The organism is Micromonospora wenchangensis (assembly GCF_002210435.1).
Taxonomy (GTDB): Bacteria; Actinomycetota; Actinomycetes; order Mycobacteriales; family Micromonosporaceae; genus Micromonospora; species Micromonospora wenchangensis.
The window spans coordinates 26567-51250 of record NZ_MZMV01000021.1 but is presented as its reverse complement, the minus strand read 5'-3'; the positions used below and the strand labels follow the sequence as shown (position 1 = coordinate 51250).

General features: G+C 73.4%; 24 protein-coding genes, 3 pseudogenes and 1 riboswitch. Of the genes and pseudogenes, 7 read left to right on the top strand and 20 right to left on the bottom strand.

Going from position 1 to position 24684, the window contains the following annotated elements:
• Positions 1 to 12: 12 nt before the first annotated feature.
• Entirely contained in the window at positions 13 to 1275 is a 1263-nt protein-coding gene (locus B5D80_RS14555; RefSeq protein WP_088644404.1) for a cellulose binding domain-containing protein, read from the bottom strand.
• A gap of 239 nt (positions 1276 to 1514) precedes the next feature.
• Here B5D80_RS14555 and B5D80_RS33670 point away from each other — a divergent pair, with 239 nt between their 5' ends.
• Positions 1515 to 1682: a hypothetical protein gene (locus B5D80_RS33670; RefSeq protein WP_168222550.1), complete on the top strand. Its 168-nt coding sequence runs from the start codon at positions 1515 to 1517 to the stop codon at positions 1680 to 1682.
• Between the two features lie 94 nt (positions 1683 to 1776).
• Here the strand turns inward: B5D80_RS33670 and B5D80_RS14550 are convergent, their stop codons facing one another.
• Complete coding sequence (locus B5D80_RS14550; protein ID WP_088644403.1) at positions 1777 to 2280, bottom strand: DUF6328 family protein; 504 nt, start codon at positions 2278 to 2280, stop codon at positions 1777 to 1779.
• A gap of 126 nt (positions 2281 to 2406) precedes the next feature.
• On the bottom strand, positions 2407 to 3237 hold the full coding sequence (locus B5D80_RS14545) for an alpha/beta fold hydrolase (protein ID WP_088644402.1): 831 nt from the start codon (positions 3235 to 3237) through the stop codon (positions 2407 to 2409).
• A gap of 111 nt (positions 3238 to 3348) precedes the next feature.
• Positions 3349 to 3454, top strand: a riboswitch (TPP riboswitch).
• 75 nt (positions 3455 to 3529) lie between these two features.
• Between B5D80_RS14545 and B5D80_RS14540 the strand changes: the two genes are divergently transcribed.
• The 3 genes from B5D80_RS14540 to B5D80_RS14530 all read left to right on the top strand — a co-directional run bounded on the left by B5D80_RS14540 (position 3530) and on the right by B5D80_RS14530 (position 6461).
• Positions 3530 to 4120 carry an ECF transporter S component gene (locus tag B5D80_RS14540; protein ID WP_088644455.1) on the top strand — a complete coding sequence of 197 codons (591 nt, stop codon included), beginning with the start codon at positions 3530 to 3532 and terminating at the stop codon, positions 4118 to 4120.
• A 33-nt stretch (positions 4121 to 4153) separates the two neighbouring features.
• A complete protein-coding gene (locus B5D80_RS14535; protein WP_088644401.1) occupies positions 4154 to 5581 on the top strand; it encodes an ABC transporter ATP-binding protein in 1428 nt (475 codons plus the stop codon).
• 79 nt (positions 5582 to 5660) lie between these two features.
• Positions 5661 to 6461, top strand: a complete 801-nt coding sequence (locus B5D80_RS14530) for an energy-coupling factor transporter transmembrane component T family protein (protein WP_088644454.1) — start codon at positions 5661 to 5663, stop codon at positions 6459 to 6461.
• 201 nt (positions 6462 to 6662) lie between these two features.
• Here the strand turns inward: B5D80_RS14530 and B5D80_RS14525 are convergent, their stop codons facing one another.
• Entirely contained in the window at positions 6663 to 6914 is a 252-nt protein-coding gene (locus B5D80_RS14525) for a hypothetical protein (protein WP_144081668.1), read from the bottom strand.
• Positions 6915 to 7295: 381 nt separating this feature from the next.
• Here B5D80_RS14525 and gndA point away from each other — a divergent pair, with 381 nt between their 5' ends.
• On the top strand, positions 7296 to 8741 hold the full coding sequence (gndA, locus tag B5D80_RS14520; protein ID WP_088644399.1) for an NADP-dependent phosphogluconate dehydrogenase: 1446 nt from the start codon (positions 7296 to 7298) through the stop codon (positions 8739 to 8741).
• Between the two features lie 222 nt (positions 8742 to 8963).
• On the opposite strand, the gene B5D80_RS14515 is transcribed toward gndA, so the two are convergent.
• The 3 genes from B5D80_RS14515 to recO all read right to left on the bottom strand — a co-directional run bounded on the left by B5D80_RS14515 (position 8964) and on the right by recO (position 10926).
• Positions 8964 to 9149 carry a hypothetical protein gene (locus B5D80_RS14515; protein ID WP_088644398.1) on the bottom strand — a complete coding sequence of 62 codons (186 nt, stop codon included), beginning with the start codon at positions 9147 to 9149 and terminating at the stop codon, positions 8964 to 8966.
• A 71-nt stretch (positions 9150 to 9220) separates the two neighbouring features.
• Positions 9221 to 9997 carry an isoprenyl transferase gene (locus tag B5D80_RS14510; protein WP_194821763.1) on the bottom strand — a complete coding sequence of 259 codons (777 nt, stop codon included), beginning with the start codon at positions 9995 to 9997 and terminating at the stop codon, positions 9221 to 9223.
• Positions 9998 to 10029: 32 nt separating this feature from the next.
• Positions 10030 to 10926 (bottom strand): DNA repair protein RecO, encoded by an 897-nt coding sequence (gene recO / locus B5D80_RS14505; RefSeq protein ID WP_088644396.1) that lies wholly within the window; start codon positions 10924 to 10926, stop codon positions 10030 to 10032.
• A gap of 102 nt (positions 10927 to 11028) precedes the next feature.
• Between recO and B5D80_RS14500 the strand changes: the two genes are divergently transcribed.
• Complete coding sequence (locus B5D80_RS14500; RefSeq protein ID WP_211291491.1) at positions 11029 to 11805, top strand: DUF4097 family beta strand repeat-containing protein; 777 nt, start codon at positions 11029 to 11031, stop codon at positions 11803 to 11805.
• A 16-nt stretch (positions 11806 to 11821) separates the two neighbouring features.
• On the opposite strand, the gene B5D80_RS14495 is transcribed toward B5D80_RS14500, so the two are convergent.
• The 13 genes and pseudogenes from B5D80_RS14495 to hrcA all read right to left on the bottom strand — a co-directional run bounded on the left by B5D80_RS14495 (position 11822) and on the right by hrcA (position 23817).
• Positions 11822 to 12904, bottom strand: a complete 1083-nt coding sequence (locus B5D80_RS14495) for an acyltransferase family protein (RefSeq protein WP_088644394.1) — start codon at positions 12902 to 12904, stop codon at positions 11822 to 11824.
• Positions 12905 to 13034: 130 nt separating this feature from the next.
• Positions 13035 to 13931: a GTPase Era gene (gene era, locus B5D80_RS14490; protein ID WP_088644393.1), complete on the bottom strand. Its 897-nt coding sequence runs from the start codon at positions 13929 to 13931 to the stop codon at positions 13035 to 13037.
• Entirely contained in the window at positions 13928 to 14314 is a 387-nt protein-coding gene (locus B5D80_RS14485) for a cytidine deaminase (RefSeq protein WP_088644392.1), read from the bottom strand. The genes era and B5D80_RS14485 overlap by 4 nt, the downstream gene beginning before the upstream one ends.
• On the bottom strand, positions 14307 to 15686 hold the full coding sequence (locus tag B5D80_RS14480; protein ID WP_211291495.1) for a hemolysin family protein: 1380 nt from the start codon (positions 15684 to 15686) through the stop codon (positions 14307 to 14309). Before B5D80_RS14480 ends, B5D80_RS14485 begins: the two co-directional genes overlap by 8 nt.
• Complete coding sequence (ybeY, locus tag B5D80_RS14475) at positions 15662 to 16135, bottom strand: rRNA maturation RNase YbeY (RefSeq protein WP_088644390.1); 474 nt, start codon at positions 16133 to 16135, stop codon at positions 15662 to 15664. The genes B5D80_RS14480 and ybeY overlap by 25 nt, the downstream gene beginning before the upstream one ends.
• Before the next feature lie 43 nt (positions 16136 to 16178).
• Positions 16179 to 16538, bottom strand: a pseudogene (locus B5D80_RS34310) (PhoH family protein); the annotation flags it as partial.
• Positions 16539 to 16805: 267 nt separating this feature from the next.
• Positions 16806 to 17351, bottom strand: a pseudogene (locus B5D80_RS34305) (LAGLIDADG family homing endonuclease); the annotation flags it as partial.
• A gap of 258 nt (positions 17352 to 17609) precedes the next feature.
• Positions 17610 to 18305: pseudogene (locus B5D80_RS34300) on the bottom strand (PhoH family protein); the annotation flags it as partial.
• 197 nt (positions 18306 to 18502) lie between these two features.
• On the bottom strand, positions 18503 to 19843 hold the full coding sequence (locus B5D80_RS14465; RefSeq protein ID WP_088644453.1) for a serine hydrolase domain-containing protein: 1341 nt from the start codon (positions 19841 to 19843) through the stop codon (positions 18503 to 18505).
• Between the two features lie 68 nt (positions 19844 to 19911).
• Positions 19912 to 20271 (bottom strand): histidine triad nucleotide-binding protein, encoded by a 360-nt coding sequence (locus B5D80_RS14460; protein ID WP_088644388.1) that lies wholly within the window; start codon positions 20269 to 20271, stop codon positions 19912 to 19914.
• A gap of 423 nt (positions 20272 to 20694) precedes the next feature.
• Positions 20695 to 21429 (bottom strand): 16S rRNA (uracil(1498)-N(3))-methyltransferase, encoded by a 735-nt coding sequence (locus B5D80_RS14455; protein ID WP_088644387.1) that lies wholly within the window; start codon positions 21427 to 21429, stop codon positions 20695 to 20697.
• A 145-nt stretch (positions 21430 to 21574) separates the two neighbouring features.
• Positions 21575 to 22720, bottom strand: coding sequence for a molecular chaperone DnaJ (dnaJ, locus tag B5D80_RS14450; RefSeq protein ID WP_211291494.1), 1146 nt, complete (start codon positions 22718 to 22720; stop codon positions 21575 to 21577).
• A 74-nt stretch (positions 22721 to 22794) separates the two neighbouring features.
• Complete coding sequence (gene hrcA / locus B5D80_RS14445) at positions 22795 to 23817, bottom strand: heat-inducible transcriptional repressor HrcA (RefSeq protein ID WP_088644385.1); 1023 nt, start codon at positions 23815 to 23817, stop codon at positions 22795 to 22797.
• 235 nt (positions 23818 to 24052) lie between these two features.
• On the opposite strand from hrcA, the gene B5D80_RS14440 reads away from it, so the two are divergent.
• Positions 24053 to 24655, top strand: coding sequence for a DUF4870 domain-containing protein (locus B5D80_RS14440; RefSeq protein ID WP_088644384.1), 603 nt, complete (start codon positions 24053 to 24055; stop codon positions 24653 to 24655).
• The last annotated feature ends 29 nt before the right edge of the window (positions 24656 to 24684 follow it).

Sequence of the window (24684 nt, the reverse complement as noted above, 5' to 3'; positions counted from 1 at the left end):
GACCGCACGCAGTCAGCGCAGGTAGGCCGCGAGGCCGAGCTGCTGGTTACGCAGGGCGGTGGCGACCACGCCGGCGATCTGCCGGGCCCCGGCCGTCTCGAAGTGGGTGTGGTCGGCGCAGAAGAACGCGCCCACCGCGCCCGAGTTGTAGTCGCCGTTGTTCGGGCACAGCTTCAGCGTGTTGTAGAGCGTGTAGCTCAGCTTGTGCAGGTCGATGACGGGGACGTTGTTGGCCCGGCCCGCGTCGAAGGTCTCGGTGAGGAAGCCCCGGTTGCCCACGGCGGTGCTGCCCGAGCAGGTGATCGCGGCGGCCGGGGTGAGGAAGATCGGGTACGCGCCGCGCTGCTGGGCCGCGCGGGCCATCACGCCGAGCAGCTCCTTGTAGCGGGCCGAGCCGACGTGCCGGTTGCAGGTGGTGCTGCCGTCGTTGATGCCGAACTGGATGAGCAGGTAGTCGCCGGCCTTCATCCCGCCGTTGGCGTTCAGCATCGCCTGCCAGCGGGTCGAGTAGGTCTGCGGGTTGATCACGCACTCGCCTGCCGCGTTCATCGTGGTGGTGACGTTCGGGTCGTACAGCCAGGTCTGGATGCTGCGTCCGCCGACCGCGCTGTTGACCACCGTCGCGTTGCCGTTGAGGTACTGGCCGAACTGGTTGCCCCAGCCCACCGGGCAGACCCCGCTGGACGACGGGTTGGCGACCGTGGAGTCCCCGGCCAGCCACACGGTGACCGGTGCCTGCGTCGAGGGCGTCGGGGTGGGGGTCGGCGTCCGGGTGGGGGTCGGCGTGGGGGTGAGGGTGGGCGTCGGGGTCGGGGTGGGCGGGGTGGACGGCGGCGGGCAGGGGGTGATGGTCGGGGTCGCGCCGGTGCAGGAGACCCCGTTGAGCGCGAACCCGGTGGGTACCGGGTTCGCGGTGGTCCACGCGCCGTTGAAGCCGAAGCTGACGCCGGCCCCGGTCCCGATGGCGGCGTTGTAGCCGACGTCCGTGGCGCTGACCGCCGTCCCGTTCTGGGTGACGGTGGCGTTCCACGCCTGGCTGACCCGCTGCCCGCTGGCGAACGCCCAGGTGAGCGTCCAGCCGGTGACCGGGTCGCCGAGGTTGGTGATGGTGACGTCCGCGCCGAAGCCGCCCTGCCACTCGCTGGTGACCTTGTAGTCGACCCGGCAGCCGGTGGCCGCCGCGGTGGCGTTGCCCGCCGCGACCGCCACGCCGCCCGCGAGGACCGCCAACGTGATCGCGCCGAGTCCGGCGATCCGTCGCCGCGCTGCTCTCATGATCTGCTCCTCGTCGCCGGTGCCGGGCCGGCGTCGCCCGCCCCCACTGGACGGCCGCCCGAGCCCCGCGACGATGGCCGCACCCCGGGACGAGAGGAGGCAAAAATCGATGTTACTCGATATTATGTCGCTCCCCCACCTCCACCCGGTCGGACCGGCACGCCGGGCTGACGCCGCACCCGGCCGTGGCCGGTCGCTCGGTCGTCAGGCACCACGACCGGCTCGTCTAGGGTGGTGCGGTGCTCTACTTCCTGATCGTGATCGCCGTGCTGCTGCTGGTGTACGCCGCCGTGCTGGTCAGCTTCGTCCGGCGCGGCCGCAAGATCCCCCCGCAGGCGTACCTGGTGCTGGCGCTGCTCAACGGGCTCATCCTGGCGGCCGTGCTGGCCTGGGCCATCGCCCGCTGACCCGACCGGCGGACGCGCCGGGGGGCCCGCCCCGGCCGTCGTCGGCCCGGACGGGCCCCCCGGCCCACCGCATCCACCACCACCCGGGGCGGGGTCAGTCGCCGTTGAGCACCACCGGGTCGTCATCGTCGTCGTCGATGTCGTCGTCGCCCCAGTTGCGTCGGGCGAACGGCAGGATCACCCAGAAGGTCAGGAACCACAGGCCGGTGATCACGGTGAGCACCACGGCGATACCGGTGTCGAGCACGAAGTCGGCGATCAGCAGGACCGCGCTCACCATCGCGACCAGCATGAAGGCCAGGCCAGCGGAGGCCATCCGGTGGGCGAAGCGGACCAGTTCCGGCTTGCGGCCCTGGCGGAACAGCGCCCGGTGGAAGGCGACCGGCGAGATGATCATCGCGGTGGCCGCGGCGGCGGACAACAGGGCCAGGATGTAGACGTCCCGCTGGAACTCGCTGGTCCGGGTGAACCCGTTACTGAACGGCAGGGTCAGCAGGAAGGCGAAGAGGATCTGCACGCCGGTCTGGGCGACCCGCAGTTCCTGGAGCAGATCGGCGAAGTTGCGTTGCCATCGCTGCTTCTCGGATTCCTTCGACACGCGTTACCTCCGGTTCAGACGGTACGACCGACGGGGGCACCCCCCGTCGGCAGCAACGCCTGTGCCCGATCCGCAATCGCCCGAAACCGATTCACGAAACCCGATCGGCCCCCGCCGCCGGCACCGTCAGGCCGACCCGCGTACCCGGGCCAGGACCGCCTCGGCCAGCGGGCCCGGCGCCTCGTCGGGAATCCAGTGGGTCACCCCGGGGAGCACCACGAACCGGTAGTCCCCCGACACGTGCCGCACGCACGCCTGCGCGGCGGCCCGCCCGATCGCCACGTCCCGGTCGCTCCACACGTAGCTGGTCGGCACGCCCACCGGACCGACCGCCTTCATGTCCCGCCCCGACATCGCCCGGTACCAGTTCAGCGCCCCGGTCAACGCGCCGGGCGTCCGCAACGGCCCGGCGTACCCGGCCACCCGGGCCGGGTCACCGACGCCGGACAGCAGCCGGCGCAGCACCAACCCCCGCCCGGCCAGCAGCACCCTCTCCGCCAGGCCCGCCCGGCGGAACAACGCCATGTACGCCGAACGCGCCCGCTGCCGGCGGTCGGTGGCCAGCGCGTACCCGAAGGCGGCCGGGTGCGGCACCGAGACCGCGGTGAGGGTACGCACCCGCTGCGGATGCCCCGCCGCCAGCGCCCAGGCGACGACCGCGCCCCAGTCGTGCCCCACCACGTGCGCGGTGTCGACACCCAGCGCGTCCAACACCGCCACCGCGTCGGCCACCAGTTCCGGCAGCCGGTAGTCGGCCACCCCGGCCGGACGGGCCCCGGGCGAGTAACCCCGCTGGTCGGGTGCGTACGTGCGCAGCCCGGCGGCGTGCAGGGCGGGCACCACCGCGTCCCACTCCCCACCGTTCTGGGGGAAGCCGTGCAGCAGCAGCACCACGTCGCCGCCCTCGGGGCCACCGGCCCGCACGTCGAACGTCAGCCCCCGCGCCGCCACCCGCATGATCGTCAGACTACCGAGCGACCCGGGCCCCCGCCCGCGCGTCGAATGCCGGGAACCATGACCTGCTGGGCCGTTGCCGCAGGTCGGTGCTAGCGTCTGCCGAGACAACTTCACATCCGACAGGGGAGCGCACAGCGCTGAGAGTGCGGGCACCGCCCGCAGACCCTCGAACCTGATCTGGGTAATGCCAGCGCAGGGAGTTCGGTCGACCTCCAGCCGCGCCGCCGTCCGGCTGCCGCCGGGCGCGGCGTGCGTCTTCTCCTGGTTCGATCGCTGGACTGGGAGCACCGACATGCAGCACACCACCACCAACCGGTGGCGCACGATCGACATCGTGGTCGCCGCCGTGATCGCCGTGGCCTTCGGGGTCATCTTCTGGGCCTGGGGCCTGGTCTGGAAGGCCGCCGACCCGGCGTTCGCCGCCGCACCGGCCAGCCAGGCCGTGATGTACGGCGTCTGGCTCGTCCCCGCCGTGCTCGGCGGCCTGGTCATCCGCAAGCCGGGGGCGGCCCTGTTCTGCGAGGCCGTCGCCGCCACCGTCTCCGCGCTGCTCGGCGCGGAGTGGGGCGGCATCACCATCGTCCAGGGCCTGATCCAGGGTCTCGGCGCGGAACTGGCCTTCGCCGCGTTCCGCTACCGGGCGTACCGGCTGCCGGTGGCGGTGCTCGCCGGGGCGATGACCGGGCTGAGCGCCGCCCTGTTCGACTTCTTCGTCTGGAACTCCGAGTACGCCCTGGTCAGCTACCGCCTGCCGTACGCGGCACTGACCGTGCTCAGCGCCGCCGTCGTCGCCGGGGTCGGCGGCTGGTACCTGACCCGGGCGCTCGCCGAGACCGGGGTGCTCGACCGGTTCCCCGCCGCCCGCGACCGCAAGCTCGTCTGACCCCGCCGTGGCGAGCGGGGAGGGGCCGGTGGCGTGGCCGGGGTGAGGCTGGTCGGCTTCGGCTGGCGGCACGCGGGGCGGCGGGCCTGGGCGGTGCGCGGGGTCGACCTGCGCATCGACCACGGGGAACGGGTGCTGCTGCTGGGGCCGTCCGGGGCCGGCAAGAGCACCCTGCTCGCCGCGCTGGCCGGGCTGCTGCCGGCGGACTCCGGCGAGCAGGAGGGCACCGTCGAGATCGACGGCCTCGACCCCGCCAAGGCCCGCGAGCGGGTCGGCACCGTCTTCCAGGACCCGCAGTCCCAGCTCGTGATGGCCCGTTGCGGCGACGACGTCGCGTTCGGCCTGGAGAACCGGGGGGTGCCCGGCGACGAGATCTGGCCCCGGGTGGACGAGGCGCTGCGCCGGGTCGGTTTCCCGTACCACCGGGACCGGCCCACCGCGGCGCTGTCCGGCGGCGAGCAGCAGCGGCTCGCCCTGGCCGGCGTGCTGGCGCTGCGACCGGGGCTGCTGCTGCTCGACGAGCCGACCGCCAACCTCGACCCGGCCGGCGCGGACCTGGTCCGCACGGCGGTGGCCGGCGCGTTGGACCCCGACACCACCCTGGTCCTGGTCGAACACCGGGTCGCCGACGCCCTCCCCCTGGTCGACCGGGTGGTGGTGCTCACCCCCGGTGGTGGGGTCCGGGCCGACGGCACACCGGAGGCGGTCTTCGCCGCGCACGGGGCCGCGCTCGCCGCCGAGGGGGTGTGGGTGCCCGGCCACCCCACCGTGACCCGGCCGGCCGCCGGACCGCCCGGTGCGGAGTTGCTCACCGCCGACCGGCTCGGCCTGCCGCCCCGGCTGGCCCCCACCGACCTGGCCGTACGCGCCGGCGAGGCGCTCGCCGTCCTCGGCCCGAACGGGGCCGGCAAGTCCACCCTCGCGCTGCTGCTCGGCGGCCTGCTCCGTCCCGGGGCCGGCCGGCTGACCGCCACCGCCGCCCTGGCCGGCGGGGACACCCGTACGCCCCCGCACCGGTGGCGGGCCCCCGCCCTGGCCGGCCGGATCGGTTCGGTCTTCCAGGACCCGGAGCACCAGTTCGTCACCCGCACCGTCCGCGACGAACTGGCCCTCGGTCCGCGCCGGACGGGTCGCCCCGAACCGGCCGTCCGGGCCACCGTGGACGAGTTGCTGGACCGGCTGCGGCTGACCCGGCTCGCCGGGGCCAACCCGTACACCCTCTCCGGTGGGGAGGCCCGGCGGCTCAGCGTGGCGACCGCCCTGGCCACCGCGCCCCGGCTGCTGATCTGCGACGAGCCCACCTTCGGCCAGGACCGCCGCACCTGGGGTGAGCTGGTCGACCTCTTCGCCGACCTGCGTGACGCCGGACACGGCGTGGTCACCGTCACCCACGACGGGGACTTCGTCGCCGCGCTCGCCGACCGGACGGTCACCCTGCGCCCCGCCCGGGAGCAGCCGTGACCGCCCCCGCCCCGCTCCCCCGCACCGCGCCGGCGGCCCCGGCCGGTCCCGGTCCACGCGCCCGGCCGTGGGGGCGGTCGTGATCGGGCTGGAACCCGTCGCGACGCCCGGTGCGCCGCTGGCCCGGCGCAACCCGGTGGCGAAGCTCGCGGCCGGGCTGGTCTTCTCGTTCCTGCTGGTGGCCAGCCTCGACCCGGTCGCGCCGGCGGTCGCGATCGCCATCGAACTGGCGCTGCTGCCGCTGTTCGGCATCCGCTACCGGGTGCTGGCCCGGCGGGCCCTGCCACTGCTGGCCGGTGCCGTCGGCATCCTGGTCACCCTGGTGCTGTTCGCCGCCGACCGTTCCGGCCGGGTGCTCTGGGCGGCCGGGCCGCTGCTGGTCACCTCGGGGGTGCTGGTCACGGCGCTGGGGTTGGTGTTGCGGATGCTCGCGGTGGCCCTGCCCGGGGTGATCGTCTTCGCCACCACCGACCCGACCGACCTGGCCGACGCGCTGGTGCAGAACGCGAAGGCCCCCGCCCGCTTCGCCATCGGCGCGCTGGCCGCGTTCCGGCTGGTGCCGCTGCTCGGTCAGGAGTGGCAGATGCTGACCATGGCCCGCCGGGCCCGGGGCGTGGACGCCGGCCGTAACCCGCTGGCCCGGCTGCGGCTCTTCGCCGCCACGGCGTTCGCCCTGCTGGTGGGGGCGATCCGGCGCGGCACCCGGCTGGCGGTGGCGATGGACGCCCGGGGCTTCGATGCCGGCACCCCGCGTACGGTGGCCCGCCGCCAGGTGTTCCGCCCGGCCGACTGGCTGCTCGTCGCCGGAGCGGCGGCCCTGGCCGGCGGCGCGCTCGCGGTCAGCGTCGCCCTCGGCACCTTCCGCCCCCTGATCGGCTGACCCACCCCGCCCGGAGTCCCGCCCCGCCCGACCGCCGTCCCGCCCCGCGCTGCCGCCCACCCGGCCTGCCGAGCGGCAGGCCGCCGGTGCAATGGAGCCGAAACAGCGGTATCCGAGGGCTCGGATACCGCTGTTTCGGCGCAATGGTGGGACGGGCCCCGCACGGGACGGGCCCCGGGGGCGGGACCCGGCCGAGGCGGGTCAGCTGCGGCGGAAGGCGTACCGGCGGTTCTGGCCCTGGGCGGTGGTGGAGCCGGCCCGGACCGACCGGCCCGACCGCGACGGCGGTGGGGGCGGGGTCGACCGGGCGACGACGTCCGGGTGGGACGACGCGACGGCGAGGGGAACCGGATGCGTGGGCGTCACGGTGAGCGCCGCGAGCGCCGCCGCGTCCACCTCCACCGGGGACGGTACGGGGCGACGGGACTTCTTCGGACTGCGCTTGGCGGGCATACGCTGCCTCCTGACGGGATGCGGAGGGCCGCCCGGCCACGCGGGCGGCGGGCGGGCGGTCGACGGACGGGATCGGCTCCGGACGGCCGGCCACGGGTCATCACCCTGCGGATGAGGAGTGGGAGACGCGGACGCCCGAGCACGCGGACCCGCGGCCACGGCGGCGGGTCGGCTCTGGAGAGAAGGGCGTCAGATGCGCATGCCGTCACGCTAGCCCAGCCCCGTACCCGACGCACCCGCTTTTCGGCGCGGCCGACGGCGGTGGCCCCTGTCGGGCGCACGCGACCACCCTGTGACACTGGGTGGACGGCGGCTGCCGGCCCTCGCGGGCGCGCGATAGGTTCACAGCACACAGGTGACGTGAGAGGTGGCGGGTACGACATGACGCAACAGGCGACGGCGCAGATCGGCGTGACCGGGCTGGCGGTGATGGGTCGCAACCTGGCTCGGAACCTGGCCCGGAACGGGTTCACCGTGGCGGTGCACAACCGTTCCCCGGAGCGCACCCGCAGCCTGGTCGCCGAGCACGGCGACGAGGGCACCTTCGTGCCCTCGGAGTCCCTGGCCGACTTCGTCGGCTCGCTGGAGCGGCCCCGCGCGGTGATCGTCATGGTCAAGGCGGGCGCCCCCACCGACGCCGTCATCGACGAGCTGGTGCCGCTGCTGGAGGAGGGCGACATCGTCGTCGACGCCGGCAACGCCCACTTCGCCGACACCCGCCGTCGGGAGGAGACGCTGCGCGAGCACGGGCTGCACTTCGTCGGCACCGGCGTCTCCGGTGGCGAGGAGGGCGCGCTGCTCGGGCCGAGCATCATGCCGGGCGGCTCGGCGGAGTCCTACCAGAAGCTCGGGCCGATGTTCGAGAAGATCGCCGCGCAGGTGGACGGCGTCCCCTGCTGCCAGCACGTCGGCCCCGACGGCGCCGGCCACTTCGTCAAGATGGTCCACAACGGCATCGAGTACGCCGACATGCAGCTCATCGCCGAGGCGTACGACCTGCTGCGGGCCGGGCTGGGGGCGACCCCGGCGGAGATCGCGGAGATCTTCCGGGAGTGGAACACCGGCGAGCTGGAGTCGTTCCTCATCGAGATCACCGCCGACGTGCTGGCGCACACCGACGCCGCCACCGGCAAGGCGTTCGTCGACGTGGTGCTCGACCAGGCCGAGCAGAAGGGCACCGGCCGCTGGACGGTGCAGATCGCCCTCGACCTGGGCATCCCGATCACCGGCATCGCCGAGGCGACCTTCGCCAGGTCGCTGTCCGGGCACGCCGGCCAGCGTGAGGCGGCCCGCCGCACCTTCGGTGACGCGGGCGAGAAGTGGCAGGTCGAGGACCGGGACGCGTTCGTCGAGGACGTCCGCCGGGCGCTGCTGGCCAGCAAGATCGTCGCGTACGCGCAGGGCTTCGACCAGATCCGGGCCGGCAGCCGCGAGTACCACTGGGACATCGACCTGGGCGGCACCGCCACCATCTGGCGGGGCGGCTGCATCATCCGGGCGCGCTTCCTGGACCGCATCCGGGAGGCGTACGACTCGCAGCCGGAGTTGCCGACGCTGCTGGTCGCGCCGTACTTCGCCGAAGCGGTGAGCGACGGCGTGCCGAGCTGGCGTCGGGTGGTGGCGGACTCGGCGCGGGCGGGCGTGCCCACCCCGGCCTTCTCCTCGTCGCTCGCCTACTTCGACGCGCTGCGCGCGGAGCGGCTGCCGGCGGCCCTGATCCAGGGCCTGCGGGACAACTTCGGCGCGCACACCTACCACCGGATCGACCGGGAGGGCGCGTTCCACACCCTGTGGGCGACCGCCGACCGCTCCGAAGTGGCCGGCTGACCGGCCCGTCGACGCCGGTGCGGTGTCCCCGCCGCACCGGCCCGGTGCGGCGGGTCCGCCCGGGGCCGTAGAGGCATGACGAACGCCCCGCCGTTCCGGTACGTGCCGGAACGGCGGGGCGTTCTCACGAATGGGCCCGGTGCCGGTTACGGCGGTCCGGGCCGACCGGTGGCCGGCGGGGGCATCCGCCGGGCTGGTCAGCGGCGGGCGACCGACCGGCCGTCACCAGAACCGGCGACGGCGGGCCCGCTGCGGGCGCAGCACGTCGGCGCCCCGGGACAGCATCCGGCTCACCCCGCTGGGGCCGCGCCGGGCCTCCAGGGTGTGGCTCAGCCGGCGGGCGCCCGCCGCAGCCAACGGCACGGCGACCGCCATGACCGCCCACTGTGCGATCCGCTTCTGAATCATGAGTGCTCACCTCCGCGATTGGCTGCTCACCAGGGGATACCCCGGCGGTGAGATCACCAATCGTGGCCCGGTCAGCGCGGCGGGGCGACCGGGTTGGGCAGCGCGCCGCCGAAGCGGCGGTCCCGCTGGGCGTACAGCTCGCAGGCGTACCACAGGTGGCGGCGGTCGAAGTCCGGCCAGAGGGTGTCCAGGAACACCAGTTCGGCGTACGCCGACTGCCAGAGCATGAAGTTCGAGATCCGTTCCTCGCCGGAGGGGCGCAGGAAGAGGTCCACCTCGGGGACCTCCGGGTGGTAGAGGTACTTCGCCACGGTCTTCTCGGTGATCCTGTCCGGGTCGAGCCGACCGGCGGCCACCTCCCGGGCGATCGCGGCGGCGGCGTCGGCGATCTCGGCCTGGCCGCCGTAGTTGACGCAGAACTGGAGGGTCAGCGTCGAGTTGCCCCGGGACATCTCCTCGGCGGTCTGCAACTCGGCGATGACGCTCTTCCACAGCCGGCCCGCCCGCCCCGACCACACCACCCGTACGCCCAGGTCGACGAGCTGGTCGCGGCGGCGACGGATGACGTCCCGGTTGAAGCCCATCAGGAACCGGACCTCGTCCGGCGAACGCCGCCAGTTCTCGGTGGAGAAGGCGTACGCCGACAGGTAGGGCACACCCAGCTCGATCGCCCCCTCCACGGTGTCGAAGAGGCTGTACTCCCCCTGCTCGTGGCCCTTGGTGCGGGGCAGGCCGCGCTCCTTGGCCCAGCGGCCGTTGCCGTCCATCACCACCGCGACGTGCTTCGGCAGCGCCTCGGCGGGCAGCGCCGGTGGACGTGCCCCCGACGGGTGCGGGGTCGGCGGCACCGGCTCCCGCCGGCCGGACCTCAACGATCGGATCACTCGGTCATCTCCCTGTCCAGACCCTCCACACCGACCCGGGGCGGCCGCACCCGGCCACCCCGCGTACCGCCGTCGTCCCCGGCCGGCACGCCGCCCACCGGGCCGGTGTCCGGCGCACCGGTCGGCGGGCCACCCCGGTCGACCAGCGGCAGCGAGCGTAGCGCGCGTTCCAGGTGCCACTGCAGGTGCGCCGCGACCAGGCCACTGCACTCCCGGCGTACCCCGGTGGCGGTGGCGTCGGCGACCTGCCAGTCGCCGCTGGTGAGGGCGGACATCAGGTCGATGGTGGCCGGTGCGGGGTGGGCCGCGCCGGGCGGCCGGCAGTCCGGGCAGACCGCCCCGCCCGCCGGTACGGAGAACGCCCGGTGCCGTCCCGGGGTGCCGCAGACCGCGCAGGCGGTCAGGGCCGGTGCCCACCCGGCGAGGCTCATCCCGCGCAGCAGGTAGGCGTCGAGCACCAGCGTGGTGGCGTGCTCGCCCAGGGACAGCGCCTTGAGCGCGCCGAGGGTGAGCTGGAACAGCCGCAGCGACGGTTCCCGCTCGACGGGGGTGAGACGTTCGGCCGTCTCCGCGATCGCGCTCGCCGCCGTGTACCGGGGGTAGTCCCCGAGGAAGCGCCTGCCGTACAGGTCGATGCCCTCGACCTGGCTGACGCTGTGCAGCGAACTGCCGACGTTGCCCTTCGGGTCCCCGGCGAGCTGGAGGTCGACGTGCCCGAACGGTTCCAGCCGGGCGCCGAACTTGCTGGTGGTGCGGCGTACCCCCCGGGCCACCGCGCGCAGCCGGCCGTGCCGGCGGGTCAGCAGCGTGATGATCCGGTCGGACTCGCCCAGCTTCTGCACACGCAGCACCACCGCGTCGTCGCGGTAGAGCTGTCGGCGGTACCCGGCCATCGGGTCATTCTCTCTCGGGGTGGGAAATCAGGGTCGGATCGGGGTGGGTCGGCGCTGCGCCCCGGATGTGCGCCGGGGTGCGACGGCCGTAGGTTGCTGGTCATGGCACTTCCCCGCAGCGTGGTCGCCCTGGGCGCGACCGCCGCCCTCATCCTCGCCACCGGGTGCGACACACTGGCGTTCCGGCGGCTGGACTTCGACACCACCGAGACGGCGAAGATCGCCCGGATCACCGTCCGGCCCGGTTCCGGGGACGTCGTGGTGCGGGCCACCGGCCCGGCCACCGGGGTACGCGTCAAGCGGGTGCTCCGCTACCAGGGCGACCAGCCCGACACCACGTACCAGGTCACCGGCGACGAGCTGGTGCTGGACACCGGCTGCGGACCCCGCTGCTCGGTGTCGTACGAGGTGACCGCCCCACCCGGGGTGCGGGTGCAGGGCAAGACGGGCTCCGGTGACGTCGAGTTGGCCAGGATCGGGTCGGTCGACCTCTCCCTGGGCTCGGGCAACCTGCGGATCGCCGACGCCAGCGGCCCGGTGCGGGCCGAGAGCGGCTCGGGCAACATCGAGGTGCTCAACGTCACCGGCCCGGTCGACCTGCGGGCGTCCTCCGGTGACGTCACCGGCACCCGGCTCGGCGGCGAGGTGTCGGCCGAGACCAGCTCCGGCAACATCACGCTCGTCCTGACCACCGCGGCCTCGGCGCGGGCCCACGCCGGCAGCGGCGACGTCGAGCTGACGGTGCCGGCGGGCCGGTACCGGGTGAAGTCCGACGTCGGCTCGGGGGAGGCCGACCTCGGGGTGACCGACGATCCGGCGGCGTCGCTGGTGCTGGACCTCAAGACCGGCAGCGGGAACGTCACGGTCGTGCAGCGGTGAGGCGTCCCGGCGTACCTCACCGGGCCCTGATCCCGGCGGTGTCCGTCCCGGCCGCCCGGGGGGCCGGGACGACGGGCGTCGCCGGCACCGGTCGGGCCGGCCGCCGGCCGGGGACCAGTTCGGGGCGGCGGCGGGCCGCCACGTCCTCGACCCAGCCGACCAGCAGGGTCACTACGCCGACCAGCAGGAAGACCAGCACCACCCGGATCGCCAGCCCCCACGGGTCGCGGGTCGACCAGCCGACCAGCCCCACCAGCGGGGTGAGCGCCACCACGAAGGGCATGTGCCACAGGTAGATGGTCAGCGCGCGCCGGTTCGCGACCGTCACCAGCCGACTGACGATCCGGTTGCGGTCCACCCAGGCGGCGGCGGTCGGGGCCCGGCCGATGACGAGCAGGATGAACGCCGCCGACCACAGGGCGTTGCCCAGCGGGATGTCGTTGAGGTCGTAGCCGCGTGGCCCGGGGTGGGTGAGGATCCAGCCGGCGCCGGCCCCGGCCAGCAGCAGCGCCACCGGCACCAGCACCCGGCCGGCCAGCCGGCGCAGCAGCCCGTCGTGGTGGGCGAAGCCGAGCAGCCAGGCGCCGAAGTACAGGCCGAAGTCGCGCACCGCCGCCGAGGTGGTGGTCAGCAGACCGGCCTCGATCGCGACCAGCAGCAGGTAGGGGGCGACCAGGGTGGGCAGCGGGGCCCGGCGGAACAGCCACAGCGCCACCGGGGAGGCGAGCACGAACCACAGGTAGTCCCGCAGGTACCAGATCGGGCTGAGCGCGAGCGCACCCCAGTAGTTGGCCGGCGGGTCGGTGATGGGGAACAGCCACAGCACCACCCGGGGGGTGAACTCCAACCCGGTCAGCAGCATCGCCGGGACGAAGACCACCGCCACCACCCACAGCGAGGGCAGCAGCCGACGCAGCCGACGCCCGACCGCGGGCACGCCGGACCGGTCCAGCGACGCCGCCATCAGCGACCCGGCCAGGGCGAACATGACCGACATGGCCGGGAAGACCAGCGTCAGCGAGGCCAGCCCGGTGACGTGGTAGACCACGACCCGGACGATGGCCAGGAACCGGAGCAGATCCAGATATCGGTTACGCATCAGGCTGCATCTATGTGGGGGACGGATGGACGTCCCCTACCCTGCGCACCCGACCTGTGAAACCGCTGCTAATCGGTGCCTGACGTGAAACTTCCCATATCAGTGTCCGAATTCCATCCGGCGTACGGAATCAGAAACCCAGCTTGCGCAACTGCTTCGGATCGCGCTGCCACTCCTTGGCCACCCGGACGTGCAGGTCCAGATAGACCCGGGTGCCGAGCAGCTCCTCGATCTGCTTACGGGCGGTGGTGCCGACCTCCTTGAGCCGGCTGGCCCGGTGACCGAGCACGATCGCCTTCTGGCTGGGCCGCTCGACGTAGACGTCGGCGTAGATCTTCATGAGCTGACCCTCGGGGATCATCTCCTCCACCACCACGGCGATCGAGTGCGGCAGCTCGTCGCGGACCCCCTCCAGCGCCGCCTCCCGGATCAGCTCGGCGACCAGCACCTGCTCCGGTTCGTCGGTGAGCATGTCGTCCGGGTAGAGCTGCGGCGACGGGGGCAGGTGACCCGTCATCACGTCGACCAGGGTGTCCACCTGGTGCCCGGAGACCGCGCTGACCGGCACCACGGCGGCGAAGTCACCCAGCTCGCTGACCGCGAGCAACTGCTCGGCCAGCCGCCGCTTGTCGACCAGGTCGGTCTTGGTGACCACGGCGATGACGGTGGCCTTCAACTCGCTCAGCTCGCCGCTGATGAACCGGTCGCCCCGGCCCACCGGCTCGTCGGCCGGAATGCAGAGGCCGATCACGTCGACCTCCGTCCAGGTGGTGCGCACCAGGTCGTTGAGGCGCTCGCCGAGCAGGGTCCGCGGCCGGTGCAGGCCCGGGGTGTCCACCAGCACCAGCTGCGAATCCGGCCGGTGCAGCACGGCCCGGATGACGTGCCTGGTGGTCTGCGGCTTGTTGGAGGTGATCGCGATCTTGGTGCCGACGATCGCGTTGGTCAGGGTCGACTTGCCGGCGTTCGGCCGCCCGACGAAACACCCGAAACCCGCACGGTACGGCCGCTGCTCCACGCCTGTCACTCGATCACCGTGCCGAGGACCGTCCCGTCCGGCGCGGCCACGTGGATCGGCGCGTCGGCGGACAGGTCACGCACCGCGGCATGACCCGCCCCGTCCAACGTCGACGCCTCGGTCACCACCACCGCCGCCTCCAGCCGGCTCGCCCCGGCCGCCACCGCCGACGCCACCGCGAGCTGCAACGCCGTGACCGTCAACGAGGGCAGCGCGACGCTCGCCGCCGCGTACGTCCGGCCGTCCTGGTCGCGGACCGCCGCGCCCTCCACCGCGCCGACCCGGGCACGGGCACCACGGGCCAGCACGACCAGCTTGCCGTCCTCGGCGCTCAACTCGGCCGGATCGGACGGGGTGGGCCGGGCGGCCGGCTCGACGGGTGTCTCAGGCATCGGCGGGTTGCCTCTCCTCGGTGCTGTTCTGACTGTCACGGGAATCGGGACCGTCCGACGGCACCCGGCTGACCAGCACGCTGTCTATCCGGTTACGTCGGCCGGTGGTGCCCTCGGCGACCAGTTTGAGGCCGGCCACCTCGGCGTCGGCACCCGGGATCGGCACCCGCCCCAGAGCCTGCGCCAACAGGCCACCGACCGTCTCCACCTCGTCGGTGGGCAGCTCGGTGTCGAACAACTCGCCCAGGTTCTCCACCGGCAGCCGGGCGGTGACCCGCACCGCGCCGTCGGCCAGGTGCTCCACCGGCGGGCGCTCGACATCGTACTCGTCGGTGATCTCGCCGACGATCTCCTCCAGGATGTCCTCGATGGTGACCAGGCCGCCGGTGCCGCCGTACTCGTCGACGACGATGACCAGGTGGTTGCGGGCCGCCTGCATCTCCGACAGCAGGTCGTCGACGGGCTTGGACTCCGGCACGAACGTCGCCGGCCGCATCAGCTCGGCCACCGGCGTCTGGTGGGCCCGCAGGTCACCACCCCGGGTACGCCTGATGAGGTCCTTGAGGTAGAGCACGCCGAGCACGTCGTCGACGCTCTCGCCGATCACCGGGATGCGGGAGAACCCGGAGCGCAGGAACAGCGCCAGCGCCTGGGAGAGGGTCTTGCCCTCCTCGATCCACACCATCTCGGTACGCGGCACCATCACCTCCCGGGCGATGGTGTCGCCGAGCGCGAAGACCGAATGGATCATCTGGCGTTCGCCGTGCTCCACCACCCCCCGCTGCTCGGCCAGGTCGACCAGCTCCCGCAGCTCGACCTGGGTGGCGAACGGCCCCTCCCGGAAGCCGCGTCCCGGGGTGACCGCGTTGCCGATCAGGATCAGCAGCGAGGCCAGCGGGTTCAGCGCCCGGCCCAGCCAGCGCACCAGCGGCGCCACCGCGCGGCCCACCGCGTACGCGTGCTGCCGGCCCAGGGTGCGCGGGGCCACCCCCACCACCACGAAGCTGACCACGGTCATCGCGCCGGCGGTCACCAGCGCCGCCCGCCAGCCCGCGCCGAAGCTGTCCACCGCGACCAGGGCGACCAGGGTGGTGGCGGTCAGCTCGGCGAGCAGCCTGAGCAGCAGCAACAGGTTGAGGTGGCGGACCACGTCACCCGCGACGGCCTGGAGGGTACGCGCGCCGCGCGCCCCGTCGCGGGCCAGCTCCGCGGCGCGGGCCGGGGAGACCGCGGCCAGCGCGGCCTCGGTCATCGCGATCAGGCCGGCGAGCACCACCAGGCCGGCCGCGAAGAAGATCAGCTGAAGATCGGGAAGGCCGGCGGTCGGACCGGCCGCGACTATGTCCATCACCGGGACCGGGTCGACCGCCAGCTGGCCAGCAGCCGGGCCTGGAGGGCGAACATCTCCCGCTCCTCCTCCGGCTCGGCGTGGTCGTAGCCGAGCAGGTGCAGCACCCCGTGCACGGTGAGCAGGTGCAGCTCGTCGGCGGCGCTGTGCCCGGCGGTGGCCGCCTGCTTGGCCGCCACCTCCGGGCAGAGCACGATGTCGCCGAGCAGGGCCGGTTCACCGCCGGCCGGGGCGCTCTCCCCCGGGCCGTGGTCGACGCTGCCCTCGTCCATGGGGAAGGCGAGCACGTCGGTGGGGCCGTCGCCGCCCATCCAGCGATGGTTCAGCTCGGTCATGTAGCCGATGTCGACAAGCAGCACGGACAGCTCGGCGAGCGGGTTGACCCCCATCTCGTCGAGGGCGTGCCGGGCCACGGCGAGCACCGCGTCGGTGTCGACCTCGGCACCGGACTCGTTGGCGATCTCGATGGACAACTGTCTTCCTCTGGTTGGTTGGCGGCGTCGGCCGGCCCGTTGGTTAGCGGCGTCGGCCGGCCCGGCCGCCCTGGGCGGTCCGCCCCGGCACGGCGTGCACGCCCTGCGCCTGCTGGTTCTCCCGCTCGTCCCAGCGGGCGTACGCGTCGACGATCTCACCGACCAGCCGGTGCCGGACCACGTCCGCGCTGGAGAGCTGCGCGAAGTGCACGTCCTCGACGTTTGCCAGGATCTCCCGGACCACCCGCAGCCCGCTGGCCGTCCCGCCGGGAAGGTCCACCTGGGTGACGTCACCGGTCACCACGATCTTGGAACCGAAGCCCAGCCGGGTGAGGAACATCTTCATCTGCTCGGGCGTGGTGTTCTGCGCCTCGTCCAGGATGATGAACGCGTCGTTGAGGGTGTTGTGGGTGACCAGGAAGTCGTCGGTCACGTACAACGAGTCCTCGGCCGCCACCTGGATGCACATCGTCTCCTGGACCCCGGCCGGCAGGATCGAGTCGATGAACCGCATCGGTCGTCCGCCGCCGTGCTCGTCGTAACGCTGGCGCTTGCGGGCCAGCCGGAACGGCGGAACACCTGAAGGCAGCCGGATCTCCACGACGTAGGCGTCGGCGCGGTGCGGAACCGGAAGCCCGTTGGCCAGACCAGGCGTCCGTCCCTCAGCCTCCCGCACCCGCCAGGTCGCCACCCCACCGAGTGACTGGACCAGGTAGACGACGTCGTCCCGCAACCGGGCCGACGTCGTCGAGTACTGCACCCGACAGGTGCGCCCCGCCTGGACGACCGGCCCCCCATCGCTGTCCAGCAGCCCCTGCAGGACGGCCAGCCGCACGTCGACACCGTTCTGCAGGTAGACGTCGGGCACGGACTTGGTCGCCGACTTCGCACCGGCAAGATTCAGTTCACGAAGGACGAGCGTCACCGGGTTGGCGACGATCACCCCGCCCCGGTGACCGTTGGCGTGCCGGAGCACGTAGTCGTAGTTGCTCTTGCGCACCAGCTCGATGCCGGGCAGTGCCGCAGCGAGCGCGTCGGCCAGCTCCGGGTCGGCGGTGCTGAAGGCCGGGGTGGCCCGCGACGAGATGGCACCGTCGCCGAGCAGCAGACCGAGGGCGTACGGGTCGAGCGGCACCTCCTGCGACTCGAGCTGCACCGGTGCCACGACCGGAAGCTCGTACCGGCGGATGTGCCCCCGCCGCTCCTTGCCGATCATCTCGCGCGTCTCGAGGGTGCGCCGACCGCCGCGCCGCTTGTCCTCCGGGGTGGCCACGGTCCAGAGGTGTTCACCACAGCAGAGAGTGGACGCGCCGTCCTGGGTCGTGACCCGGTAGACCTGCTTGGGGCCCTGCGGGTAGATGCCGATCACCGGTGTGGGCGTCCCGTTCGAGCCGATGACCAGGTCACCGACCCGCAACGACCCGAACGGCCGGAAACCTTCCGGAGTCAGCACCCGTGCGTCGTACGGCTGCGCGCGACCCCGCATGTACGCCAGCGGGGCCACCTCGATGGTGCCGGCGGCCATCAGCTTCGGGATCGACTCCGGGTCGAGCATGTCGTGCAGCGCGTCGTAGAGCGGGCGCAGGTACGGGTCGATCTTCTCGTTCAGGGTGCCCGGCAGGAAGCCCAGCCGCTCGCCCGCCTCGACCGCCGGACGGGTCAGGATGATCCGGCTGACCTGCTTGGCCTGGAGCGCCTGGACGGCCTTCGCCATCGCCAGGTAGGTCTTGCCGGTGCCGGCCGGACCGATGCCGAACACGATCGTGTTGGCGTCGATCGAGTCGACGTACGTCTTCTGCCCCAGCGTCTTGGGACGGATGGTGCGCCCGCGCCGGGAGAGGATGTTGAGGGTGAGGACCTCGGCGGGCCGCTCGGTGCCGCCCTGTTCGAGCATGCCGACGGTACGCCGGACAGCGTCAGTGGTCAGGGTCTCGCCTTTCTCGATCAGTTCGAGCAGCTCGCTGAAGAGGCGCTCGGCGAGAGCGTTGTCCGCGGGCGCGCCGGTGATGGTGATCTCGTTGCCGCGAACGTGCACGTCGCTGGTGACCGAACGTTCGACGAGTCGCAGGATCTCGTCGCCCGCGCCGAGCAGGTTGACCATGATCTTGGCATCGGGAACCGTGATCCTGGTCTGCACCCGGGGCGGGCCGGGAGGTGGGGTGCCGGTCATAGGTCGGGCCGTGGGGCCCTGCGCCACCTGCTTCCATCTCGCGCCGTGCCCTGCTGGCGCGGCGTGCGGACGATACTCCCATCGTATCCGCTCGGCCCCGGCGGCACCGCGTCACTTTTCCCCGCCCCGCGGGACCGGGCGTTCGCACCGCCTCCCGGGCCCGGGTCGACGGCCGGCGTCGGACCGGGGCCGCCCGGTCACGCCCGGAAGTCGTACCTGTCGAAGGTCTCCTGGCGGCGGGTGAAGCGGTAGGTGGCCCAGTGCATCGCGACCACCGTCCCAGCGGCGTCGCGGGTGAGCCGCAGCAACTCCCCGACCTCCCGCCCGGAGACCGTCCGGAACACGTCCGGCGACTGCGGCGTCGGCGCGAACACCGCCGGGGGCCGCCCCGCCGGATCGTCCGCGCCCCGGGCCCGCAACGCCCCGTCGTGCCAGGAGAAGACGTACTCGAAGCCCTCGCCCCACCAGCGGCCCAGCACCCCGCGCAGCGGGCCGGGCGCACCCGGGCCCGGCCGCCACGGCACGATCTCCGCCGGGTCGTGCTCGGCCGAGGCGGCCAGCAGCCGGTGCGGCAGCTCCAGCACCTCGGCGGCGGTGCCGCAGGAGGCGAGCACCGCGCAGCCCATCGCGCCGGGCGTGCCGTCCCCGCCGCGCCGGCCGTAGACGCCGGCCAGGAAGCCCGGCATCGCGCCGTCGTGCCCCACGTGCACCACCCGGTCCGGGAACGGGACCATGATCAGCCCTAGCCCGAAGCCGGCCTTCCAGACCGTCTCGTCGGTGGTGGTCACCGGCCAGCGCATCTCGTCCAGCGTCGTCGCGGCGAGCACCGCCCCGGTCGGGTCCAGCGCGGCCGAGTCGGCCAGGAACGCCGCCCAGCGGGCCATGTCCGTCGCGGTGCTCCACAGTTGGCCGGCCGGCCCGACCGCCCCGAAGTCGGTCGGCGGCTCCGGATGCGCCTCGTCGGAGTACGCGTCGACCAGGAACCCGGTCACCGCCTGCGGCCCCGGGTCGACCGAGGTGTCGGCCAGCCCCAGCGGGGTGAGCACCCGGTCGGCGAGCACCTCGGCCCAGGTGCCGCCGCGCAGCGCGCCGACCAGCCGACCGAGCAGCGCCATGCCCAGGTTCGAGTAGTGGTAACGGCGGCCGGTGGGCAGCACCCGCTCGGCCCGGACCAGGTCCGCCACGAGTTCGTCCACCTGCGGCGCACGCAGCGTGTCCCAGACGTCGCCGTACGGCTCACGTTGCAGCCCGGCGGTGTGCGAGAGCAGCCGGCGCACGGTCAGGTCGCCGTGCGCGGGCAGGTCGAGGTGCCGGCCCACCGGGTCGTCCAGGTCGAGCAGCCCGTCGTCGCGGCACTGCAGCACCAGCACGGCGGTGAAGGTCTTGGTGACCGAGCCGATCCGGAACCGGCTCGCCGGGCCGAGGACCGTGTCGTTGCCGGTGCCGCCGACCTGGAAGTTCCAGAGCGGACTGTCGGCCCGGTGCAACGCCACCGCCAGGGCGGGCACCCGTGCCTGCGCCTGGGTCCCGCGGACCATCCGTTCCAGCCGACGCCGGGTCGGTGCGCCCTGGCCGCCCCGGTCGGGCGCCCCGTCGGCCGTCGACGTCACACCAGGTCCCGGGCCAGCATCGGGCCCAGGGGCGCGCCGCCGAGCAGGTGGGCGTGCACGTGGAAGACCTCCTGACCGCCGTACGGGCCGGTGTTGAACATCAGCCGGAAGCCGTCACCGGTCAGCCCCTCGTCCTCGGCCACCGCCGCCGCCGTGGCCAGCACCTCCCCGGCCAGCCCCGGGTCACCCTGGCCGAGCGTCGCCACGTCGGCATAGTGCTCCTTGGGGATGATCAGCACGTGTACCGGCGCCTTCGGCCCGATGTCACGGAAGGCCAGGGTGGTGGCGGTCTCCTTGACGATGGTGGCCGGAATCTCCCCGGCGACGATGCGGCAGAACAGACAGTCGGCTCCCATCCCCCCACTCTAAAGACCCCGCTCCCCCACTCCCCGGCCCGTCCCTCCCCCTCCCGCCTCGCCCCTTGCGCTCTGCCCCCGCTTCGCCCCGCCCCGGTGATCAAGAGCTTTACGTCAATCCCAGGCCCGCCGATGACGCCAACCTCTTGATCACCGGTCACGCCGCCGGGGGACGGTGGTACCCGACGGCATTCAGAGGCGGTGATCAAGAGGTTTGGGGCGGGAATGGGGCTGGGAGATGACGCAAACTTCTTGATCACCGGGGGCGCCGACGGGAGGCGGCACCGGAGGAGCGGTGATCAAGAGGTTTGGGGCGGGGATCGGGCTGGGGATGACGCAAAGCTCTTGATCACCGGGGCAGCGGGCAGGGGTAGGGCGGGGGCAGGAGGTGGGAGCAGGGGTGGAGAGGCAGGCGGGGGTGGGTTACCAGCGGGAGAGGCGGGTGGCGAGGACGGCCAGGGCGGCGGGGCCGGCGGTGGAGGTGCGCAGGACCGAGGGGCCCAGGCGTACCGGGCGGGCGCCCGCGTCGGTGAAGGTGGTCAGCTCGGTCGGGGCGATGCCGCCCTCCGGCCCGACGACCAGGACGATCTCGCCGGTGGTCGGCAGGTCGACCGCGGTGAGCCGGTCGTCGGCCTCCTCGTGCAGGACGAACGCCGTGCCCGCCCCGGCGATCCGGCGGGCCACCGTGGCGGTGGACTCGTCCGGGGCGCCGGCCACCACCGGCAGCCACGCCCGACGGGCCTGTTTGGCCGCCTCCCGGGCCGTCGCCACCCACTTCTCCCGGGCCCGTACGCCCCGGTCGCCGCGCCACTGCGCCACCGAGCGGGACGCCGCCCAGGGCACGATCTCGTCCACCCCGACCTCGGTCATCGCCTGCACGGCCAACTCGCCCCGGTCGCCCTTGGCGATGCCCTGCACCACGACCAGCCGGGGGACGTCCGCGTCGACGTACCCCCGGGAGGTGACGGTGAGGTCGAGGGCGCCCCGGCCGACGGCGGTGACCACGGCGGTGGCGGTGCCGCCCCGCCCGTCGGCGAGCAGCAGTTCCTCGCCGACGCGCAACCGTTGCACGGTGGCGGCGTGGTGCCCCTCGGGGCCGTCCAGGGTGAACTGGTCGGCAGGGGGCAGCGACTCGACCAGGAACAGCGGCGCGGACACGCCGATCAGGCTAACCGGCCCGGCCGGCCGGGGAGCCACCCGGGACTCCGGCCGGCCGGGACGCCCCGACCGGCACGAAACCGCACGGGGACAAGCCGACCACGACAGCCCGACCGGCGGAGACCAGTCGGAACAGCCCGACCGGTCAGGCGTGGCCGTTGAAGGCGTCGCGCATCCGGGAGAAGAAGCCGCCCTGCTTGCTCAGCTCGGCGACCTCCTCGCCCCGGGTCTTGGCGAAGTCCCGCAGCATCTTCTCCTGGTCGGCGTCGAGCTTGGTGGGGGTACGCACGTCAAGGTGGACGTAGAGGTCACCCCGGCCGGTGCCGCGCAGGTGCGGTACGCCCCGGGCGCGCAGCCGCAGCGTGCTGCCCGGCTGGGTGCCGGCCTTGACGTCGACGGTCTCGTCGCTGTCAAGCGTCTTGATGGTGAGCCGGGTGCCCAGCGCGGCGGCGGTCATCGGCACGGTGACCCGGCAGTGCAGGTCGTCGCCCTTGCGGGAGTAGACGTCGTGCGGCCGCTCGTGGATCTCTACGTAGAGGTCACCGGCGGTGCCGCCACCCGGGCCCACCTCGCCCTGCTGGGCGAGCCGGATGCGCATGCCGTCCTCGACGCCGGCCGGGATCTTGACGGTCAGCGAGCGGCGGGTCCGCACCCGGCCGTCGCCGGCGCAGGTCGGGCAGGGGTGCGGGATGGTGGTGCCGTAGCCCTGGCAGACGGTGCACGGCCGGGCCGAGACGACCTGCCCGAGGAAGGTGCGCTGCACCGACTGCACCTCGCCCCGGCCGCCGCACGCCTCGCAGGTCGCCAGGTGGGTGCCGGCCGCGGTGCCCGCCCCGGAGCAGGTGGTGCAGAGCACGGCGGTGTCGACCGTGATCGGGGCCTCGACGCCGAAGGCGGTCTCGTGCAGGTCGAGTTCCAGCCGCAGGATCGCGTCGGCCCCGGGCCGGGTACGCGGCCGCGGGCCACGGGTGCCACCGGCCGCGCCGCCGAAGAAGGCGTCCATGATGTCCTGGAAGCCGACGAACGGACCGGCCCCGCCGGGGCCGCCCGGGCCGCCGGCGCCCCCGCCGCCCGGGGCGAGCGGGTCGCCGCCCAGGTCGACGATCTGCCGCTTCCGGTCGTCCGAGAGGACCTCGTACGCGGCGTTGATGTCCTTGAACTTCTCCTGTGCCTCCGGGTCCGGATTCACGTCCGGGTGGAACTGCCGCGCCAGCTTGCGGTAGGCGCGCTTGATCTCGTCGTCGGAGGCTTCCCGGCTCACGCCGAGAATGCCGTAGTAGTCCCTGGCCACTGCGTTCCGTGTCCTCATGTTCGTCTCGCGTTTGCGCCGGTCGGCGGCCGGAGCCGGCCGCCGGCCCTGACTGGTCAGTTCTGGGCCAGCAGCTCGCCCACGTAGCGTGCCACGGCCCGCACCGTGGCGATGGTGCCGGGGTAGTCCATCCGGGTCGGGCCGAGCACGCCCAGCCCGCCGACGATGGTGGTGCCCGGGCCGTACCCGGTGCTGACCACCGAGGCGGCGCGGAGATTGTCGACCTCGTTCTCGTCGCCGATCAGCACCCGGGTGGTGCTCGGTTCCGCCTCGCCGATCAGCTTGAGCAGCACGACCTCCTCTTCGAGCGCCTCCAGGATGGGTCGCAGCGAGCCCTGGAAGTCGAGCAGGCCACCCCGGGTGAGGTTGGCGGTGCCGGCCAGCGCGAGCCGCTCCTCGGTGCGTTCCACCAGGGTCTCCAGCAGCACGGTGGACAGGGTGGTCATCGCGCCGCGCAGGTGCGGAGCACTCTCGTCGACGAGCGCCTGCACCAGCGGCGGAGTGTCGGACAACCGACTCCCGACCAGTTTCTCGTTGACCAGCCGGCGCAGGTCGAGGACGTCGTCGGCGGGGACCGGCGCGGCCAGCTCGACCAGCCGTTGCTCGACCCGCCCGGTGTCGGCGATCATGACCAGCATCAGCCGGGTGGTGGAGATCGGCACCAGTTCGAGGTGGCGTACCGACGAGCGGGCCAGCGACGGGTACTGCACCACGGCGACCTGCCGGGTGAGCTGCGCCAGCAGGCGTACGGTGCGGTGTACCACGTCGTCGAGGTCGACCGCGCCGACCAGGAAGCGCTCGATGGCCCGGCGTTCGGCGGGGCTGAGCGGCTTGACCCGGGAGAGCCGGTCGACGAAGAGGCGGTAGCCCCGGTCGGTGGGGACCCGGCCGGCGCTGGTGTGCGGCTGCCGGATGTAGCCCTCCTCCTCCAGCACCGCCATGTCGTTGCGGACGGTCGCCGGGGAGACCCCGAGCTGGTGCCGCTCGACGAGCGTCTTGCTGCCGACGGGCTCCTGCGTGGCGACGTAGTCCTCGACGATCGCCCGCAGCACGGCGAGTTTGCGGTCGTCGAGACCCATCTCCCACCTCCTGACGCACGTCGCCCCGGGCGCTGCCGCGCCCGGGCAAGCGCTCTGGCACTCGACTGTAGCGAGTGCCAGTCTACGTCGGCAGGGCCGCCGCCGCGATGATCAGGACGGACCGCCGGTGCGCCCGCCCCGACGGGTGCCGGCACGCTCGCTGACCGAACGTCGAGGCCAACCTCACCAGTGTCGCTCTGGTGCACCCTTGCCGGCAGCCCCTACCGTGGCGGGCATGACTGAACCACCTCGCCCTCCCGGCGCGGGGGACGGGTACCCGCAGGACCCGACCGCGCCCCAGGGCTCGCCATACGAGCCGCCCACCGCACCACTGTCCGGCGCGCCGGGGGCAGGCGGCTATCCCCCGCCCGGCGGGTATCCCCCGCCCACCGGTGACCAGCCGCCGGCGGGCGGTTACCCCCCGCCGGGTGGCTACCCCCCGCCCGGTGGCGGATATCCGACCGGCGGCGCCTACGGTGCGCCGAGCGGCGGCTACGCCAACAGCGAGGACAAGACCTGGGCGCTGGTCGCGCACTTCGGCGGGGCCGCCGGCGCGCTGATCAGCTTCGGCCCGCTCGGCTTCGTCGCCCCGCTGATCGCCTACCTGGTGCGCGGGCAGCAGTCGCCGGCCGTCCGGGCGCAGGCACTGGCCGCGCTGAACTTCCAGATCCTCTGGTCGATCATCGCGTTCGTGCTGCTCTTCGTGAGCTGGTGCCTGCTCTTCCTGCCCAGCATCGCGGTCGTGGTGATCCAGATCCTGTTCGGGATCATCGCCGGCATGAAGGCCAACGAGGGTCAGGCCTACCGCTACCCGATGTCCACCAGCTTCATCAAGTGAACCCCGGCCGGCCGCTCCCCCGGCCGGTC